This window comes from Thermanaerovibrio velox DSM 12556 (genome assembly GCF_000237825.1).
Lineage (GTDB): Bacteria > Synergistota > Synergistia > Synergistales > Synergistaceae > Thermanaerovibrio > Thermanaerovibrio velox.
This window is the reverse complement of record NZ_CM001377.1, coordinates 1,614,707-1,631,104: the sequence shown is the minus strand read 5'-3', so window position 1 is coordinate 1,631,104 and position 16,398 is coordinate 1,614,707. Positions and strand designations below refer to the sequence as shown.

General features: G+C 61.6%; 15 protein-coding genes and 1 pseudogene. 9 read left to right on the top strand and 7 right to left on the bottom strand.

Features of this window, described 5'->3' with window-relative positions; genetic code table 11:
- The first annotated feature begins 8 nt into the window (after positions 1-8).
- Together THEVEDRAFT_RS07850 and THEVEDRAFT_RS07845 are read left to right on the top strand one after the other, a co-directional pair.
- Complete coding sequence (locus THEVEDRAFT_RS07850; RefSeq protein WP_156787144.1) at positions 9-545, top strand: GNAT family N-acetyltransferase; 537 nt, start codon at positions 9-11, stop codon at positions 543-545.
- Positions 526-2,130 carry a DEAD/DEAH box helicase gene (locus THEVEDRAFT_RS07845; RefSeq protein WP_006584189.1) on the top strand — a complete coding sequence of 535 codons (1,605 nt, stop codon included), beginning with the start codon at positions 526-528 and terminating at the stop codon, positions 2,128-2,130. Before THEVEDRAFT_RS07850 ends, THEVEDRAFT_RS07845 begins: the two co-directional genes overlap by 20 nt.
- Here the strand turns inward: THEVEDRAFT_RS07845 and hisIE are convergent.
- From hisIE to THEVEDRAFT_RS07810, 7 genes are read right to left on the bottom strand one after another with little or no spacing between them, the layout of a single operon-like run.
- Complete coding sequence (gene hisIE, locus THEVEDRAFT_RS07840; RefSeq protein ID WP_006584188.1) at positions 2,127-2,777, bottom strand: bifunctional phosphoribosyl-AMP cyclohydrolase/phosphoribosyl-ATP diphosphatase HisIE; 651 nt, start codon at positions 2,775-2,777, stop codon at positions 2,127-2,129. The genes THEVEDRAFT_RS07845 and hisIE overlap by 4 nt on opposite strands.
- 27 nt (positions 2,778-2,804) lie before the next feature.
- Positions 2,805-3,560, bottom strand: coding sequence for an imidazole glycerol phosphate synthase subunit HisF (gene hisF / locus THEVEDRAFT_RS07835; RefSeq protein ID WP_006584187.1), 756 nt, complete (start codon positions 3,558-3,560; stop codon positions 2,805-2,807).
- The gene (locus tag THEVEDRAFT_RS07830; protein WP_006584186.1) at positions 3,551-4,261 is read right to left on the bottom strand and encodes a 1-(5-phosphoribosyl)-5-[(5-phosphoribosylamino)methylideneamino]imidazole-4-carboxamide isomerase; all 711 of its coding nucleotides are present in this window, start codon (positions 4,259-4,261) and stop codon (positions 3,551-3,553) included. The genes hisF and THEVEDRAFT_RS07830 overlap by 10 nt, the downstream gene beginning before the upstream one ends.
- The gene (gene hisH, locus THEVEDRAFT_RS07825; protein ID WP_006584185.1) at positions 4,252-4,860 is read right to left on the bottom strand and encodes an imidazole glycerol phosphate synthase subunit HisH; all 609 of its coding nucleotides are present in this window, start codon (positions 4,858-4,860) and stop codon (positions 4,252-4,254) included. Before hisH ends, THEVEDRAFT_RS07830 begins: the two co-directional genes overlap by 10 nt.
- Positions 4,857-5,429 (bottom strand): imidazoleglycerol-phosphate dehydratase, encoded by a 573-nt coding sequence (locus THEVEDRAFT_RS07820; RefSeq protein WP_006584184.1) that lies wholly within the window; start codon positions 5,427-5,429, stop codon positions 4,857-4,859. The genes hisH and THEVEDRAFT_RS07820 overlap by 4 nt, the downstream gene beginning before the upstream one ends.
- Positions 5,426-6,061, bottom strand: a complete 636-nt coding sequence (gene hisG, locus THEVEDRAFT_RS07815; protein ID WP_006584183.1) for an ATP phosphoribosyltransferase — start codon at positions 6,059-6,061, stop codon at positions 5,426-5,428. Before hisG ends, THEVEDRAFT_RS07820 begins: the two co-directional genes overlap by 4 nt.
- Positions 6,055-7,248 (bottom strand): ATP phosphoribosyltransferase regulatory subunit, encoded by a 1,194-nt coding sequence (locus tag THEVEDRAFT_RS07810; RefSeq protein WP_006584182.1) that lies wholly within the window; start codon positions 7,246-7,248, stop codon positions 6,055-6,057. The genes hisG and THEVEDRAFT_RS07810 overlap by 7 nt, the downstream gene beginning before the upstream one ends.
- Positions 7,249-7,410: 162 nt before the next feature.
- Between THEVEDRAFT_RS07810 and THEVEDRAFT_RS07805 the strand changes: the two genes are divergently transcribed.
- The 7 genes and pseudogenes from THEVEDRAFT_RS07805 to THEVEDRAFT_RS10340 form a co-directional block, all read left to right on the top strand.
- Positions 7,411-8,208, top strand: a complete 798-nt coding sequence (locus tag THEVEDRAFT_RS07805) for an HAD family hydrolase (protein WP_006584181.1) — start codon at positions 7,411-7,413, stop codon at positions 8,206-8,208.
- The gene (gene hisC / locus THEVEDRAFT_RS07800; protein ID WP_006584180.1) at positions 8,205-9,302 is read left to right on the top strand and encodes a histidinol-phosphate transaminase; all 1,098 of its coding nucleotides are present in this window, start codon (positions 8,205-8,207) and stop codon (positions 9,300-9,302) included. Before THEVEDRAFT_RS07805 ends, hisC begins: the two co-directional genes overlap by 4 nt.
- Positions 9,299-10,474 (top strand): YbaK/EbsC family protein, encoded by a 1,176-nt coding sequence (locus THEVEDRAFT_RS07795; RefSeq protein WP_006584179.1) that lies wholly within the window; start codon positions 9,299-9,301, stop codon positions 10,472-10,474. The genes hisC and THEVEDRAFT_RS07795 overlap by 4 nt, the downstream gene beginning before the upstream one ends.
- Positions 10,461-11,444, top strand: coding sequence for a formimidoylglutamase (locus THEVEDRAFT_RS07790; protein ID WP_006584178.1), 984 nt, complete (start codon positions 10,461-10,463; stop codon positions 11,442-11,444). Before THEVEDRAFT_RS07795 ends, THEVEDRAFT_RS07790 begins: the two co-directional genes overlap by 14 nt.
- On the top strand, positions 11,441-14,203 hold the full coding sequence (locus tag THEVEDRAFT_RS07785) for an ATP-binding protein (protein WP_006584177.1): 2,763 nt from the start codon (positions 11,441-11,443) through the stop codon (positions 14,201-14,203). Before THEVEDRAFT_RS07790 ends, THEVEDRAFT_RS07785 begins: the two co-directional genes overlap by 4 nt.
- A 453-nt stretch (positions 14,204-14,656) precedes the next feature.
- Entirely contained in the window at positions 14,657-15,961 is a 1,305-nt protein-coding gene (locus tag THEVEDRAFT_RS09620; RefSeq protein ID WP_216593057.1) for a CRISPR-associated endonuclease Cas3'', read from the top strand.
- Positions 15,924-16,277, top strand: a pseudogene (locus tag THEVEDRAFT_RS10340) (CRISPR-associated helicase/endonuclease Cas3); the annotation flags it as partial. The gene THEVEDRAFT_RS09620 and the pseudogene THEVEDRAFT_RS10340, both read left to right, overlap by 38 nt.
- Between the last annotated feature and the right edge of the window lie 121 nt (positions 16,278-16,398).

Here is a 16,398-nt window from a genome sequence, read left to right as displayed (position 1 = left end):
TATTGGTGGTGGTTGATCGAGTAGAGATCCCGGAGGGGTTCTACATAAGGGATGGGGTTCCCGGTGACGGTCCGGTACTCACCCGGATAGCCTACGCTGCCAAGGCCCATTGGGGTTACGATCCAAGGACCATAGACCAGTGGGCGGGACCCCTTACGGTGACCGAGGAGTACATAAGGGAGAACCCGGTTTTCGTGATGTGCGCGCCCTCCGGGGAGCCCGTGGGTTTTTCGTCCCTTCTGTGGGACCAGGGAAGGTGGGAGCTGGACCACATGTGGGTTGATCCGCCGTGCATGGGGATGGGTTTGGGGCGCAGGCTCTTTGAGCACGCGGTGAACCAGGCCCGTCTAAGGGGGGCTTCGTGGGTGTGGATACTGTCGGACCCCTTTGCGGAGGGGTTCTACCTTCACATGGGGGCGGAGCGCATAGGGGACTGGCACACGGTGGTCGATGGGGAGGATCGGATAATACCGGTCATGGCCTACCGAATGGGGGCCTCTTGTGGGGATCCGGAGGTTTTGAACGGTGGCATTCAAGGAAGATAGGGCAGCGGAGTTCTACCCCTGGCAGGAGAGGGCCTACGATGCCATAAAGGACCGGAACGGGATACTCTCGGCTCCCACCGGTAGCGGCAAGACCTGGGTGGCGTACCGGTGGGCTGGGCTGATGGATCGGGAGGGGCGGGCCGCCATGCCGGTTGGCCGGGTCATATTCACCGCCCCGATAAAGGCCTTGTCCAACGAGAGGTACTTGGACCTTAAGGGCATGGGTTTCGACGTGGGGCTCGAGACCGGGGACTTCAAGAAGAACTCCGATGCCCCGGTGCTTTGCTGCACCCAGGAGATATACACCTTAAAGTACTGTGGGAGGCCGAACCAGAGGGTGGTGGTGGATGAGTTCCACTTCATCTTCGGCGATTCCGAGCGTGCCAGGGCCTACATAGACGGCATAAGGGGAACCCATCGGGACTCCCGTTTGCTGGTCATGTCCGCCACCTTTGGGAACCCCGGTGCCGTGAAGGACTACCTGGAGGAGATGGCCCAGCGGGACTTCGTGCTCTTCGAGACCTCCGAGCGGGTTACCGAGCTGGTGTTTCGCCGAAAGGGGGTTAAGTTCTCCCAGATCCACGATGCCCTGGTGTTCGCCTTCTCCAGGAAGGGGGTTGAGTACACCGCCCGGGAGATAGCCAGGACCCGGAAGAGGATACCCCGGGAGGACCGGGCCAGGCTCCGGGAGATGGCCTACATACTCGAGGTGGATCAGGTGCCCGACGTGCTGCTCAAGGGGGTGGGGGTGTACTACGGCAGCCTGCTTCCCAAGGAGAAGCTGTTGGTGGAGATGGCCTTTCGTGAGCGGGTTTTGGACGTGGTGGTGGGCACCGATGCCTTGTCGCTGGGGGTGAACCTCCCGGCGGAGACGGTGGTGTTCGCCCAGATGGCCAAGTACTTCGACGGCCCCTTGACCAAGAACGAGTTCCTGCAGATGGCGGGGCGTGCCGGTCGCAGGGGGTTCTTCGAGACCGGCTATGTGACCTTCATCCCCAAGAGCCGATGTGAGCACCCGGATTACGACACCGAGCGGCTTTACATGAAGCTGCTGCACGCCCCTAAGGAGCCCGCCAGGATAGAGGTGAGGCCTTCGGTGGGGATGCTGCTGCGGAAGGAGCGTACCTACGAGGAGGAGGCCAGGGTAGTGGCGTCCTGCTCGTTGCCCAAGCGGGAGTACGAGTCGGTGCTTGGGGAGATCCAGGAGACCATGTACCTGATAAACAGGACCGTGAACTTCGTGAAGGATCCCAAGGCCCGCCGGAGGCTCAAACGGGCCCTGGGGGATCTTTGGTTTGACGAGATGTCGGTAACGGCTAACATCGCATCGGCCCACCTGTTCGTCAAGCACGGGGTGCCCCATGCCCTGGACCTGGCGGAGGTGCTGCGGCGGGAGGAGCGGAACTACCTGCAGGCCCTCCTGAAGGTGAAGCGCTACGCCAACCGCTTGCCCGACGGATACTCCATAGAGGGGCTGGACCAGGTGGACAGGGAGATAAACGCCATAGACTCCACGGTGTTCGGATTCGAGGAGAAGATAGGGCAGCTCAAGGTGTCCGAGGAGGCCTGGGACGTGGAGGATTAATTGGGGTCAGCTCCCGCTGTCTTGCCCGGGGCCCTGTGCCGTTCCGCGAGACGTTTAAGCACCCGGTTGAGTGGGATCTCCCGGCTCTTGAGCGCCGCCAGCAGGTGGTAGAGAAGGTCCGCCGCCTCCTCCGCCGCCCCTTCCATGTCCCCCACCGCCAGGGCTATGGCGGTCTCAACCGCCTCCTCCCCCACCTTTTGAGCGGCCCTCTGGGGACCCTCTCGGAGAAGCCTTTTGGTGTAGCTCCTCTCATCCTCCCCCGCGGACCTTGCGGCTATGACCTCCTCCAGGCTGTGCAGGAAGAGGCAGTCCTCTCCCCCCTGGCCAAAGAGGACCCGGTGGAAGCATGACCTTTCCCCGGTGTGGCAAGCGGGACCCGCTTCCTCCACCAGGTAGAGCACCGCGTCCCCGTCGCAGTCCCCTCGGACCTCCAGCACCTTCATCACGTTGCCGCTGGTGCTCCCCTTGTGCCACAGCTCCCCCCGGGATCTGCTGTAAAACCAGGCTTCCCCGGTCTCAAAGGTCCTCTCGAGGGCCTCTTGATTCGCGTAGGCCAGCATGAGGAGCCTGCCGTTTACCGCGCTTTGAACCGCCACGGGGATCAGCCCCCGGGTATCGAACTTGAGGTTTGCGTTGTAGTTACTCACCTTATCCTCTCCCCTAGATGCCGAAAGTCAAACCCTTACCGGAACGCCAAGCCCCTTTAGGATGCCCTTGAGCTCCCGTATCCCGATGATTCGGTAGTGGAAAACCGATGCGGCCAGAAGCCCGTCGGCCCCGGCCTCGGCGGCCGCCGCGAAGTGCTCCGGCCGTCCGGCCCCGCCGGAGGCGATTATGGGAAGCCCCGTGGCCTCCCGGGCCGAGCGTATCATCTCTAGGTCGTAGCCGTCCCTGGTGCCGTCCTTGTCTATGGAGGTGAGGAGCACCTCCCCGGCCCCCAGGGGTTCGAGCCTTGATATCCATTCCGCCATGTCCATCCCGGTGTCCTCCCGTCCCCCTTTTGCGAAGACCCGGAACCTCCCGTCCTTGCCCCGCTTGGCGTCCACCGCCACCACCACCGCCTGGCTGCCAAGCCGCAAGGCGCATCGGCCTATCAGGTTCGGGTCCCTGACCGCCGCGCTGTTGATGCTAACCTTGTCGGCCCCAAGCCGAACCAGCTCCACCGCCTCGTCCTCGCTGGATATGCCTCCCCCGACGGTGAACGGTATGGTCATCACCCGGGCCACATTTAGAACCCAGTCCAGCCTGGTCCTCCGGGACTCCCAAGAGGCGCTGATGTCAAGGTAGACCAGCTCGTCCGCCCCCTCCAGGCAGTACGTCTCCCCCATCTCCGCGGGGTCTCCCGCTTCCCTCAGTCCCCGGAAGCTCACCCCCTTGACCACCCGCTGATCCTTAACGTCAAGGCACGGTATCACCCGGATCATCCCCATTTGAGCACCTCCAAGGCCTCCCTCAGGTCCAGCCCCCCCTCGTAGAGGGCCTTGCCCGCCACGGCCCCCTCAGCCCCGCAGGCCTTGAGGGCCCTTAGGTCCTCTATGCCCCTTATCCCCCCCGCGGCGATGATGGGGTAGCGGGGGCATACCCTACGGTAAGTCCCCAAGTCCGGGCCTCCCATGGTCCCGTCCCGGTCCGCACAGGTGACGAGGAAGAGGGATACCCCCTTGCGGGATAGCTCCTCCAACGCCCGGTCCACGGCTATGCCCGTCTCGTGGGTCCATCCCCTTATGGATACCCGGCCTCCCCGATGATCCACCGCCGCCACGAGGGCCTCCCCCATGGCCTCTGCGAAGCCCTCCGGGGAGGTGTCGGGTTCGAAAAGGGCGCTCCCCACCATCACCCGGTCCGCTCCGGCCTCCAGGGCCCGGAGGCACCGTTCGACGGACCTTAGGCCCCCGCCGAACTGGACCTTTAACCCTAAGGTCTTTAAAGCCTTTATGGCGTCGAGGTGCCTGGGCTCTCCCAGTTTGGCCCCCTCCAGGTCTACCAGCTGAACCCACCGCGCCCCCGCCTGGAGGAACATCTCTCCCAGGGCTGATACTTCCAATGGGTAGACGGAGGCCCGGTCGAACCGTCCCTCGGTCAGCCGTACCACCCTGCCCCCATATAGGTCTATGGCGGGGATCAGCTCCATCCCCCGGTCACCTCCCTTATTGCGTTCCGCAGGAGATCGAGCCCCTTGGGGCCGCTCCGTTCCGGGTGAAACTGAAACCCCATGGTGCTGCCCCGTCTTGCGGCGGCCAGGAACTCCGGGTGGCCGGGGCTGCCGCATACCCCCCAGGCGTCGTCCATGCGGTAGCAGCAGTATCGGTGGACGAAGTAGAAGGCCTCCCCGTCCTGAGCAGGGGGGGAGTGGAGCCAGCGTACCCGGTCCCATCCCATGTGGATCACCCGGCTGCCCTTGAAGGGTTCCACCACCCCCCGGAATATCCCAAGTCCCCGGTTGTCCCCGTCCTCAAGGCTCCTCTCGAACATGAGCTGCATCCCTAGGCATATGCCTATGAGTGGAAGCCCCGATCCCGCCCACTCAAGTAGACGGGAACTCCATCCGGATCCCTCCAGGGACCTTGCGGCGCTGCCGAAGGAGCCGATCCCCGGGAGGATGAGGCCGGTGATGTCCTGGGAGCCCGATTCTTCCGGGCTTGTGAGCACCCGGGAGGGGACCCCAATCCTGGCGAGGGCCCTTTCGAGGTTTGCCAGGTTCCCTGCCCCGTAGTCCACGATGCCAATCAAACTTCCATCACCCCCTTGGTGCTCATGGGCCCCCCGGGCTTCAGGGCCTCTCCCAGGGCTCTGCCTACGCATTTGAAGCACCCCTCGACCCCGTGGTGCAGGTTTGAGCACTTAAGCACGTCCAGGTGCAGCGTCAGCCGGGCCTCCGTGGCGAGGGCCCGGAAGAACTCGAAGGTGAGCTCCGAGTCGAAGGTGCCTATGAGGCCGTGGCGGAGCTCCCCGGAGAAGTAAGCCCCGGGCCTTCCCGATAGGTCCACCGCCGCCCGTACCAGGGATTCGTCCATGGGTAGCACGCACCATCCGTAGCGACGCCGGGGTTCGGTGGGCCATATCCTCAGCAGGCACTGTCCCATCACGATGCCCAGGTCCTCGGTGAGGTGGTGCATGTCCACATGGGTGTCCCCTTCTGCGCTTCCGCTGAGGTCCATGCGGCAGTTGAGGCACAGGGCTTCCAGCATGTGGGTTAGGAACGACCGTTCCATGAGGACCTCAAAACGGCCTTCCCCGGGGTGCTTCATGGTGATTGCAACCCGGGTCTCCCGGGTGGTCCTTTCCAGCGATGCGATCATGGGGACTTCCCCCCTTCCCGTATTGCCTTGGCGATCCGGCTTATCTCGTCCCAGCGGGTCTCAAGGGCCCCCGGATGTCCTATTAGGTGGATGGACACGGGGAACAGGTGTTCCAGCACCACCAGGCCGTTGGCCCTTAGGGTGGAGCCGGTTTGGACGATGTCCATTATGATGTCCGCTATGCCCAGGGCCGGGGCTATCTCCACTGAGCCGTGCATGGGGACCGTGAGGGCCTTCATCCCCCTCTCGGGAAGCACCTTTTCCGCGGTGTTCACGTACTTGGTGGCCACTTTCAGCTGGAATGGGGGATGTGGGGTTATCAGGAGTTCCCTGGCACAAGGGGGTCCTGCGAGGACCATGTCGCAGCGGGACAATCCGGTGTCCAGCACGTCCACGACCCTGGCGCAGGACTCCAGGATGACGTCATAGCCCGCGAGTCCCAGCTGGGCGAACCCCATGTGCACCATGGTGGGCACGTCCTGGGGTTTCACCAGGATGATCCTCATGCCCTCGGTGACGATCTCCAGCTCCCTTTGCTCCGCCCTGATGTCCTTGGGGACGATGCGGCATCTCTTGAGCAGGTCCAGACATTCTTGTTGGGACCTGCCGGTGGGGAGCGCCAAGGTCAGCATTGGGACACCACCTCCTCCATGAAGCGGCTCACGGTGCTCCTGCGCTTGTCCACTAGGTTCAGCGCGAGCCCGGCGGAGGGATCAAGCCACCAGGGGATGCCCTTGATCCTCGCGGCCTCCATGGATTGCTGGGGGCGTTGATGCCAGCTTATCTCGAAGGGGATACCCTGTTGGCTCAGCCGCCGGGTGAACTCCAGGGCGGTTAAGGGCGGCAGCGGGGCGCACCACACCATCGCCGCCGGGGCCCGCATCTTGAGGGAAGAGGCTTGCCCGGTGGCCTTGAGGTCTATGGAGAACCCCACCGCCTGCCCTATCACGCCGCATCGCTTGAGCAGCCCGTCGTACCGGCCCCCTCCCCCCAGGGGCATGCCGTTGGGGTCGTAGAAGTCGAAGACCGGCCCGCTGTAGTAGTCCGGGTTCCTGGTGAGGGAAAGATCCAGGATGGCCTTTATGCCCCACTGGTTTGCGAAGTCCCAAAGCCTCTTGAGTTCCAGGTAGGCCCGGTCTTCCCGTATCCCCTCCCTGTCCCATAGGGCTTCGAGCACCTCCGCTCCGCCTCGCAGGTCCGGTATGTCTTTTAGCCCCCTCCATTGGGGGCCCAGCTGGTCCACCATGCGCACGTAGGAGGTGAAGTCCCTCCTTTTAAGACACCCGGTAAGGGATCGGGCGGCGTCCCTGGGGAGCCCCTTGAAGATCCTGGATATGAGGGAAGGGTTCCCCAGGGCGAAGGTAGGGGATTGGATCCCCATCTCTGTCAAGGCCAGGCTGGCCAGGAAGAGGGCCTCGCAGTCCGCCCCTTCCCCGTCCCATCCGATTATCTCCGCCCCGAGCTGATAGGACTCGAAGTCCTCCCCCGGGGGTTCCGGTTTCCTGTAGGCCCTCTCGGCGTAGCATATCCGCAAGGGGCGCTCCTCCGGGGCCTTCTGGCGAACCAGTTTGAGCACCGCCGAAATGGTGACGTCGAAGTTCAGTGCACAGGCTTCCCCGTGTGGGGATGTGAGGGCTATGATGGAAGCCGCCTTTGGAGGCTCCAGGACCTCCATGAGGCTGTCCAGCCGCTGGAGGGAGGGGGGGCACACAGGCCTGTAGCCGTGGCTTAAGAGGACTTGGATCCCCCTGCCCCTGCAGAGCTCCATGGAGAAGGCCAGGTCTTCATGGGGGTCAAGGCATCCCTTTGGGGGTCTCATGGCCGGGCACCTCCGCTTCAAACGGGGTCCCCGGCGATTTGGGTGCGGCGTTTCTCATGGCTGTTACCTCCAGTGTCATATTAGCGTGATAAATTATCATCCCAAAACGTGGATCCCATGTTATCATGGTGTCCGCGGAAATGCAACGGAGGTGTTGTGCAAATGGTGGACGGGATAATATTCGATGTGGATGGCACCCTGGTGGACGTGAAGGACTCTTATCCTCGGGTGATCCGGCGGGCGGTGTCGTGGGGCTGGGAGGCCTTAGGGGGCGTGGTGGACTGTGAGGCCTACACGGAGGAGCACGAACGGGTCACCAAGGGGCATAGGGCCTTCAACGACGACTATGACATCCCCTGGGCCATGCTGTGCATGGCGAGCCGCAGGGGTGTTGGGAGCCTCAAGGAGGCTTTTCCCACCCCCGAGGAGTGGAAGAACGAGTTGACCTTATTTGACGGTGATGATCCGGTGGAGTGGGTGCTCGAAAGGTTTGGGGAGCCCGACCCGGGGTTTCAGTTCCGCGAAGCGGTGAGGAGCTTCTGCGACAGGCTCTACGTGGAGGGCATAGACTGCGAGCCCTATTACACCTACGAGAGGCCCTTGATAAAGCGGTCCTTCAAGGACATTCCGCTGCCCGTGGGGATATACACCGGCAGGCCCTGGAGGGAGCTGGATCTGGCCTTAAAGCTCCTGGGGTGGGAGGATTTCCCCCGGGACCTTGTGGTGCCCCTTGACTCCGGGATAGTGAAGCCCTCTCCGCTTGGGCTTGAGGTGCTCTGCGAGAGGCTTGGGATATCCAACCCCGCTTTCTTCGGCGATGCGGAGAGCGACAGGGCCGCCCTGGAGGCCTTTGGGCGGGGGATGTTCATCGCCGTTGGGGACTGGGCCCAGGGGGCCCATAGGAGGTTTGCGTCCGTTGAGGAGGGACTTGACTGGGTTTTGGGGGGTGGGGTCTCGTGACGGTGGTCCCCAAGAGGTCCTTGATGTCCCTTGAGCCCTACGATCCAGGTCCCCTGCCCAGGGATTTGGCGGCCTCCCTGGGCAGGCCCGTGATCCCCCTCAACGCCAACGAGAGCCCCTACGGGCACTCCCCCAGTGCGGAGGACCGGATTCTTAAGGTCCTGAGGGAGGGGCTCAACCGCTATCCCGACCCGCTGGCCCGGGAGCTTCGGGGGGCCCTATCCCGTCATTGGGGGCTGCCGGAGGACTGCTTCCTGGTGGACAACGGCCTTGACGGGGTCATAACCCTGCTGGGGATAACATTCCTGGAAGAGGGGGACGAAGTCCTTCACGGCGGGGTCACCTTCTCGGTCTACCGTTCGCTGGCGGGAAGGCTGGGCGCCAGGTCCGTGGAGGTCCCCATGAGGGGTGACTGGTCCTTGGACCTCAAGGGTTTCGCGGAGCGGATAACCCCAAGGACCAAGCTGGTGTTCCTGTGCAACCCCAACAACCCCACCGGCACGGTCTTCTCCCACGGGGAGCTGCAGGAGTTCCTGGAAAAGGTGCCCCCCGGCGTGTTGGTGGTATGTGACGAGGCCTATGGGGACTTCGCGGACCTTCCGGACTTTCCGCGTACCGCGGAGATGATAGCTCAAAGGGATAACCTGGTGATGCTGCGCACCTTCTCGAAGGCCTACGGTCTTGCGGGGCTCCGGGTGGGATATATAGCAGGTTCGAAGCGAGTCATATCCCACATGAGAAGAGCCAAGGAGCCCTATTCGGTGAACGCCCTGGCGCTGGCCGGCGCCTTGGGGGCCCTGGAGGACATGGGTTTCCTCAGGTCCGTGGTGGAGCGGGTGATACGGGAGAGGGAGGAGCTTCAAGGGGGGCTTTCGGCCTTGGGCGTCAGCTTCGTCAGGTCCTACGGGAACTTCGTCTTCCTGCTGTTCGGGGCCTCGTCGGATCGGGTGTTTCACGGGCTCGTTGAAAGGGGCATAATGGTAAGACACTACGGGCCTTTGGGGGCCGTGAGGGTCACCGTGGGGCGACCGGAGGAGAACCGGGCCTTTCTCGATGCCCTCAAGGAGGTCCTTTTGGAGGTGAGGCTAGGTTGACCGGTGCTGTCAGAGATTTCGTGCCCTCCCAGAACCCACCGGCGAAGGTGAAGGATCCGGGGCTTATCTCGATCGTGACCTCCGGCAAGGGGGCTTACAACGCCAAGGAGGGGCGTCTTCTGCTTTTGCCCATTGGGCTTTCGGAGCGCAGGGCCTTGATGGGCGTCCTGGAGGGTTGGATATCCTCCATGGGAGGGGTTGTGTGCGGAGGGGCTGGGAGCTTCCAGCACCTGAAGAGCCTGGCGGAGCGGTACGTGCGGGACCATGGTCTTCTAACCTGGGGCACCGTGGGGGAGGACCTGTGTCTGGCGGTGCAGTTCGGTGAAGGTGCCGCGGGGGAGCCCAAGTCCCCGCCGTTTGGTTGGGTGAGGCCGGTGCCCGAGGTCTTCGAGGGGGGATTGAGGTACCTTTGGACGGTTCCTGCGGCGCAGGGGGCCATGAACTGCGGGGAGGTCTTGGAGTGTTCGTCCTGCGGCGGTTTTTTCTCCCCCCACCACCCCTTGGCGTCCCAGGAGACGGAGTTGCCGGCTTCCTGTGACTTCCCCCCGGCGGAGGAGGTCTACACCCCCTCGGTTTCCACCATAGAGGACCTGTGCTCGTTCCTGGGGGTAAGGCCTGAGGACACCATAAAGACCGTGGCGGTGATGGACCAAGAGGGTGAGCGGGCGGCGGCGCTCCTGCTGCCGGGGCACATGAGCCTGTCGTACCCCAAGGCCTCGCGGGCCCTCAAGTTCAAGGCTCAGATGGCTTCTGAGCGGGTGGTGGAGAGGGTCTTCGGGGACTGTGCCGGTTTTTTGGGGCCCGTTGGGATTATGAGGCCGGTGACTATAATAGCCCATGAATCCCTTAGGTTTTCCCGTCCCATGGTGGCGGGGGCTAACCGGCGGGATAGGCACTTGGCGAACCTGGTGCCCCTCAGGGACTTCACCCCCGAGTTTGCGGATCTGGCGGCCCTGTCGGAGGGTGACCGGTGTCCCTCCTGTGGGGGTGACCTACGGGGTCGGCTGGCCCGGGTTGTTGGGGAGTGTGTGATCCCCGACGACCCGGGGGATTTGGGCTTTGTCTGTTCCTCCAGGGAGGGCCGTGTCCAGTATCGTCCCTCCGCTCTTTACCGGGTGGACCTTGAGGCACTTCATTTGGCATTGGAGGAGATGGGAGTTGGACCTGTTTGATCTTTTGACCCCCCCGGATCGGGGCCTTTTCTTCAGCAAGGGGGATCCCAAGGACCCTCGGATGGGGGAGCTGGTGGTGCCGGTAACGGAGGGCGGCATTGAGGCCTTTGACGTGGTCATTGTTGGAATGCCCGATGACCGGGGCGTAAGGGCCAACAAGGGCCGTCCCGGAGCCCGGCTGGCGCCGGACGCGGTTAGGAGGGCTTTCTACCGCTTTACCCCTGGGTTTGCCCCCTCCCTTGGGGAGCTGAAGATAGCCGACGTGGGCAACGTGAAAGTGGACGGGTTGACCATAGAGGAGGCCCACGATGCGCTCCGCAGGGTGGTCAGATGGGTGGTCTCCTGCGGGGTCATACCAATCGTGATAGGCGGGGGGCACGACAACAGCTACCCCGGCCTTTGGGGGCTGGCGGAGGGGCTTGGCCTTGGGGAAGGGGAGCTGGGGGTGGTCAACGTGGACCAGCACCTGGACGTCAGGGACCTCTCTTGGGGCGGCATAACCAGCGGCACCCCCTTCTATCGTTCCCTGGAGGAGATGCCCATGAGGGCCGTGAGCCCCAAGAACTTCGTGGAGTACGCTATACAGGAGGCCCATAACTCCCCCTATTACTATGACTGGCTCTCCGATAGGCACGCCACGGTGATGACCTTCGACGAGATCCAGGGGCGTCCCATGGAGACCTTCATAAAGGCCCTTCAGATAGCCGGAAGGGGAACCCGGGCCATAGCGGTTTCGGTGGACATCGACTCGGTTAGGAGCACCGATGCTCCCGGGGCATCCGCGGTGTCCCCCAACGGCCTTTCCTCCCACGAGCTCAACAAGGTGGCGTACCTGGCGGGCCGAAGCTACAAGGTGAAGTACTTGGACATAATGGAGATAAGCCCTCCCCTAGACCAGGACCAGAGGACCGCCTCCCTTGGGGCGGATGTGATCTTTCGCTTTCTAAAGGGGATGTGCGAGCGCCGATGAGCTCCTTGGAAGCCCGTCTCATGGGGCCCTTCCGCATATACATGGACGGAACGGAGACGGCGCTTCCCTTCAAGAAGGCCTATGGCCTCTTGGCTTACGTCCTGGTCAATCGGAGGGTTCAGCGGACCCGTCTTGAGGATATGTTCTGGGGAGACTACGACAGCAACCGGGCGTCCGGGAGCCTCAGGAATGCCCTTTATGAGTTGAAAAGGCATCTTCCCCAAGGTGCCGTCCTGGTGGACCGGCTATGGGTCATCCGGGGTGAGGGTTGGAAGGTGGACCTGGACGGTGTTTTGCAGGGTTCCTTCCCCCCATTTCCCCGGGGTGAGTTCCTGGAGGGGTTGAGCCTCCCGGACTGTCCCCTCTTTGAGGAGTGGGTTGAGTCCATGAGGATGGACCTGTCGGAGCGGGTTAGGCGCTTTCTCCTGGCTGGTTCTCGGGATCACGGGGATCAGGTCCGTCTTTCGGGGCTTTGGGGGCTCTTCAACCGGTCCCCTTGGGACGAGCACTTGGCGTTGGGGCTCATGGACTGTCTTGTCGCCCTGGGTCGTCCCGGGGATGCCCTTAGGGTCTTTTCGCGCCTTAGGGCGGCGTTGAACGACGAGGGGGATGAGCCCTCAGAGGATTCGGTGGCTCTGAGGGACCGGGCGGTGGCCCTCATGATGGAGAGGTCAAGCCTGGTGGGAAGGGACCTGGAGCTGAGGAGGGCATTGGAGTTCGCCGGTGCTTCCGATCCAGCGGTCCTTTGGTTTTTCGGACAGGCGGGGGTTGGGAAGACCAGTTTCGCCAAGGAGCTTGCCCGGCTTTACGGGGCCCCTGCGCTTTGGGCGAGGCCCGTTATGGGCAAGCTTCCCCTTTGGCCCTTCGAGGACCTCCTGAGGGGATTGATGGCCAAGGATCTCATGGACCGGGAGGCCTTATCCTCCCCCCTTCTCATGCGGCTTGGGCAGGTGTTCCCCTCCCTGGGGGTGAGGAGGTCGGACTTCCAGCCCGTGGACTCCCGTTCCATAGGGGTCATGGTGTTCCAGCTCCTGGGCATGGTTTGCCGGGGGAATCGGGGGCTTTGGGTCATATTCGACGACCTGCATAGGTTTGACGAGGCCTCCATGGATGCGCTGGAGGGTTTCCTTAGCTACATGACCCCCCGCTGCGGCATCAGGGTGGCGCTCATATCCCGGCGGGGTGATGGGCCCCTGAGGCGGTTTCTAAGGTCCCTTAAGATGAGGGGGGATTTAGGGCTCCTGGAGGTGGAGCTTGAGCCCTTGAGCCCCCAGGACACGGGGAAGCTATTCGAGAGGCTTTCCCAGAGGGCGTTGGGGGAGGCGGAGCTGGCGGAGCTTTACAGCAGGACCGCTGGGGTTCCCCTGTTCGTTGAGGACGCCGCCAAGGGTGCTTCCTCTGTAGGTCAGATGTTCGTGGGTGCCGTGGAGGGCCTCATGGGGGATCTCGCCGACGACGAGTGGTCGTTAATGGAGGTCCTGGCGGTCCTTGATGGCCCCGTGGGGCTGGAGGAGCTTCGATCCATCGCTTCGCTGGAGGGGCAGGGCTTCATGAAGGCCCTTGGTTCCCTTGAGACCCTGAGGCTGATCCGCATTGAGGACGGCCCAGAGGGCCCGTTGGTGGACGTGTATCACGGGCTCTTCCGGGAGTGCATATACCTGTCCATGGATGTGTCGAGGCGGATGGAGCTCCATGCCCTGGCGGGGGAGGTTTTCTGCCGCAAGGAGGACCCGTTCTCCTCCATGAGGGCGGCCCATCACATGAGGAAGGGCGGCAACCTCAAGGGGGAGCTGGAGGTGCGTCTTAAGGACCTGGAGCGGCACATGGAGCTTCACTACGAGCTGTTTCCCCTGCTGCCGGACTCGCTGCTTGGGCCCTCCAGCTTTTACGGCACCAGGGAGGCCACGGAGGAGATGCTGGAGGAGTGCAGGTCCCTCATGTCCGCCATCGGCGTCGGTGATGAGCTTGCCTCCCGGTATGCGATGATCAAGGGGGGTTTCCTCCTCTGGTGGGGGGAGTACCAAAGGGGGGTTGAGATGACCGCCCGAGGGGCTGAGATGTCCATGAAGGCGGGGGACCTTGACGTCCTGGCGGGATGCTTAAGGCGGCTTGGTTACTTCTACATACAGGTGGAGAACCCCGTTAGGCTGGAGGAGGCGGCCCTTAAGCTGCGGGACCTGAAGCCCCGGTCGATCCCCCTTAAGGGCCTTTCCCTCCGGTTTATGGGGCTTTCCAGGATGTTCTCCCTGGATCTGCATGGGGCGCTTAGGTTCTTCGAGGAGTCCGCCGCGGAGTTTGAGATGCTGACGGAGATGGGCAGCCCTCACGAGCTCAATCGTTTGGCCGCTGGGATTTACGAGGGGGAGTGCTTGTTCCTCCTGGGGAGACGGGGGGATGGGATGGCCAGGGTCCAGGAGTGCCTGGAGGCCGTTAGATCCAGGGGCTTCATGAGGGTTGAGCCCTTCGCCCTCTCCGTATTGGTCAGGCTCAAGTACCTGGCGGGGGATATGGATGGGGCCTTTGGGCACGCGGAAGAGGCCTTGGGGATCTTCTCGGCGATGCCCTGGGTGAGGCATGACCCATCGGTGCTTGCGGTGGCGGCCCTTCACAGGGGGCTGGAGGGGAGGATGGAGGAGGCTGGAGCGCTGATTGACCGATCCCTTTCCGCCCTTTCCATAGGCAAGCCCTCCTGGAGGCGTTTCGTGCAGGAAGTGTTGCTGCGGTTTCAGGAGCTGCCCGGCGGGGAGTCAAGGTTTTAAATTAAGGTTGATCTACTCCCGGGCCCGGTGCTTCAGTCTTCCCATCGCCGGGGGAAGGGCGTTGGTTGCCCGGTGTTGCCCGCCGCTGCTTGGCGGGTGTCCCCGGGTCTCATGCTGCTCTCATCCTTCCCTTGGTTCGTGTGATCATGTGGATTGGGGGAGAGTTATCTGATCACCCGTGGTGATGTGTGGTTTGAGGACGAGTCTGTTGGGATCCATCTTGATATGGTTTGCTCAAATGTTATATAATGGTCTTTAAAGGGGTGATCGCTTTTGGGTTATTTTAATTAAATTTTTGTTATAGCTGGGGCTTGCTGGGGGGCATCGCAAAGATGTGTCGTCCTAAGATCATTGCTCACGTAAAAAAAGACGAGTTTGGAGAGTGGCAAGTGCAGCCCTTGAGGGACCATCTTGAAGGGGTGGCTAAGCGGGCTGGGGACTTTGCGGCAGAATTTGGCAATAGAGATTGGGGGGAACGTGTTGGGTTTTTGGCATGATTTGGGAAAGTTCCTTCCGGCTTGGCAGGGCTATATCCGTAAAGAGACTGGGTATGATGTGGAAGCACACCTGGAGACGCTTGGTGGTAAGGTTCAGCATAGCAGGGCAGGGGCGGTTCTGGCCTTTAAAAAGCTAAGGAAGTGTCCCGCGGTTGCCCGTGTTCTTGCCTATCCGATAGCGGGGCATCATACCGGGTTGCCCGATTGGGACTATGAGTCCGCCGGGGGAGAGACGCTTCAGGAGCGTATTTTTGATCCCCGTGATTTAAACCCTGACGAGAAGAAACTTGAAACGCGGGATATTGACCAGATAGAAAGGGAGCCCCAAGCGATAGAGTTCTTAGACAAACCTATCCCGAAGTCTGCCCCCATGAGTGTGGAGAAGCCGTTGCGGGGTAAGCCTAGGGAGAGCCTGCATCTTTGGGTGCGAATGCTTTTCTCCTGTCTTGTGGATGCGGATTATCTCGACACAGAAAGTTTCATGGACCGGGATAAGAGCTTGGAGCGGTCCGGTTACGCCTCTTTAGCGGAATTAAAAGATCGCTTTGACCGTTACATAGATTATAAGCAGAGACATGCCAAAGATACTTTAATCAATAGAAGGCGCAGGGAAATTCTTTCTAAATGCCGACAGAAGGCTGAGCTGGAGCCTGGGATCTTTACGTTGACGGTTCCAACTGGTGGGGGTAAGACCCTTTCCTCGATGGCTTTTGCGCTGGAACACGCGCTTGCGCATGGCAAGCGTAGGATCGTTTATGCGATTCCATATACTAGCATCATTGAGCAAACTGCTAAGGTTTTCAAGTATGGCACTGACAGGGACGAGGAAATTGAAGAGATGGTAAATAGGGGCGTCCCTGGTTTGTTTGGAGAGGAAAACGTTCTTGAGCATCACAGCAACCTTGACCCGGACAGGGAGAGCCCTAGGAGCCGTTTGGCTGCGGAGAATTGGGATGCTCCTATAATCGTGACCACGAACGTGCAGTTTTTTGAATCCCTCTTTGCCTGTAAGCCATCGTCCTGCCGGAGGCTTCACAACATAGTCAACAGTATCGTCATCCTAGATGAGGCTCAGCTGCTTCCTCCAGAGTTTCTAAGGCCCATCCTATCGGTTATGAGAAGCCTTGTGGATCATTTCGGAGTTACCTTTGTGCTTTGTACTGCCACGCAGCCGGCGTTGACGGGCAAGATAGGGGCGGGGCAGGCGGAATTTGAAGGTCTGGATGGAACTGTGGAGATCATTGATACCCCCCCTTGGTAGTGATGATGCTTTTCGCAGGGTCAGTTTTCATTTTCCTGATGCAAAAAAATTAGAAAGACGGGAATGGGCAGATTTAGCGGAGGAGCTGAGTCAGTTTGACCAAGTCCTTTGCATTGTGAACACTCGGCGGGATTGTCGGGATCTGTGTGCCCTTATGCCAGAGGGTACCCTGCACCTTTCGGCCCTGATGTGTGGGGAAGATCGGAGCGATGTTATCAACGTGATCAAGAATAAGCTTAAATCGGGGGAGCCTCTTAGGGTAGTTAGTACGCAGCTTGTAGAGGCTGGGGTGGATATTGATTTTCCGGTGGTTTACCGGGCCATGGCGGGGTTGGACTCGATCGTTCAGGCAGCAGGGCGCTGCAACCGTGAGGGGCGCTTGAACTCATCTGGAAAGCTTGGTCGGGTCGTTGTGTTTAACCCTCCTAAGCCAGCGC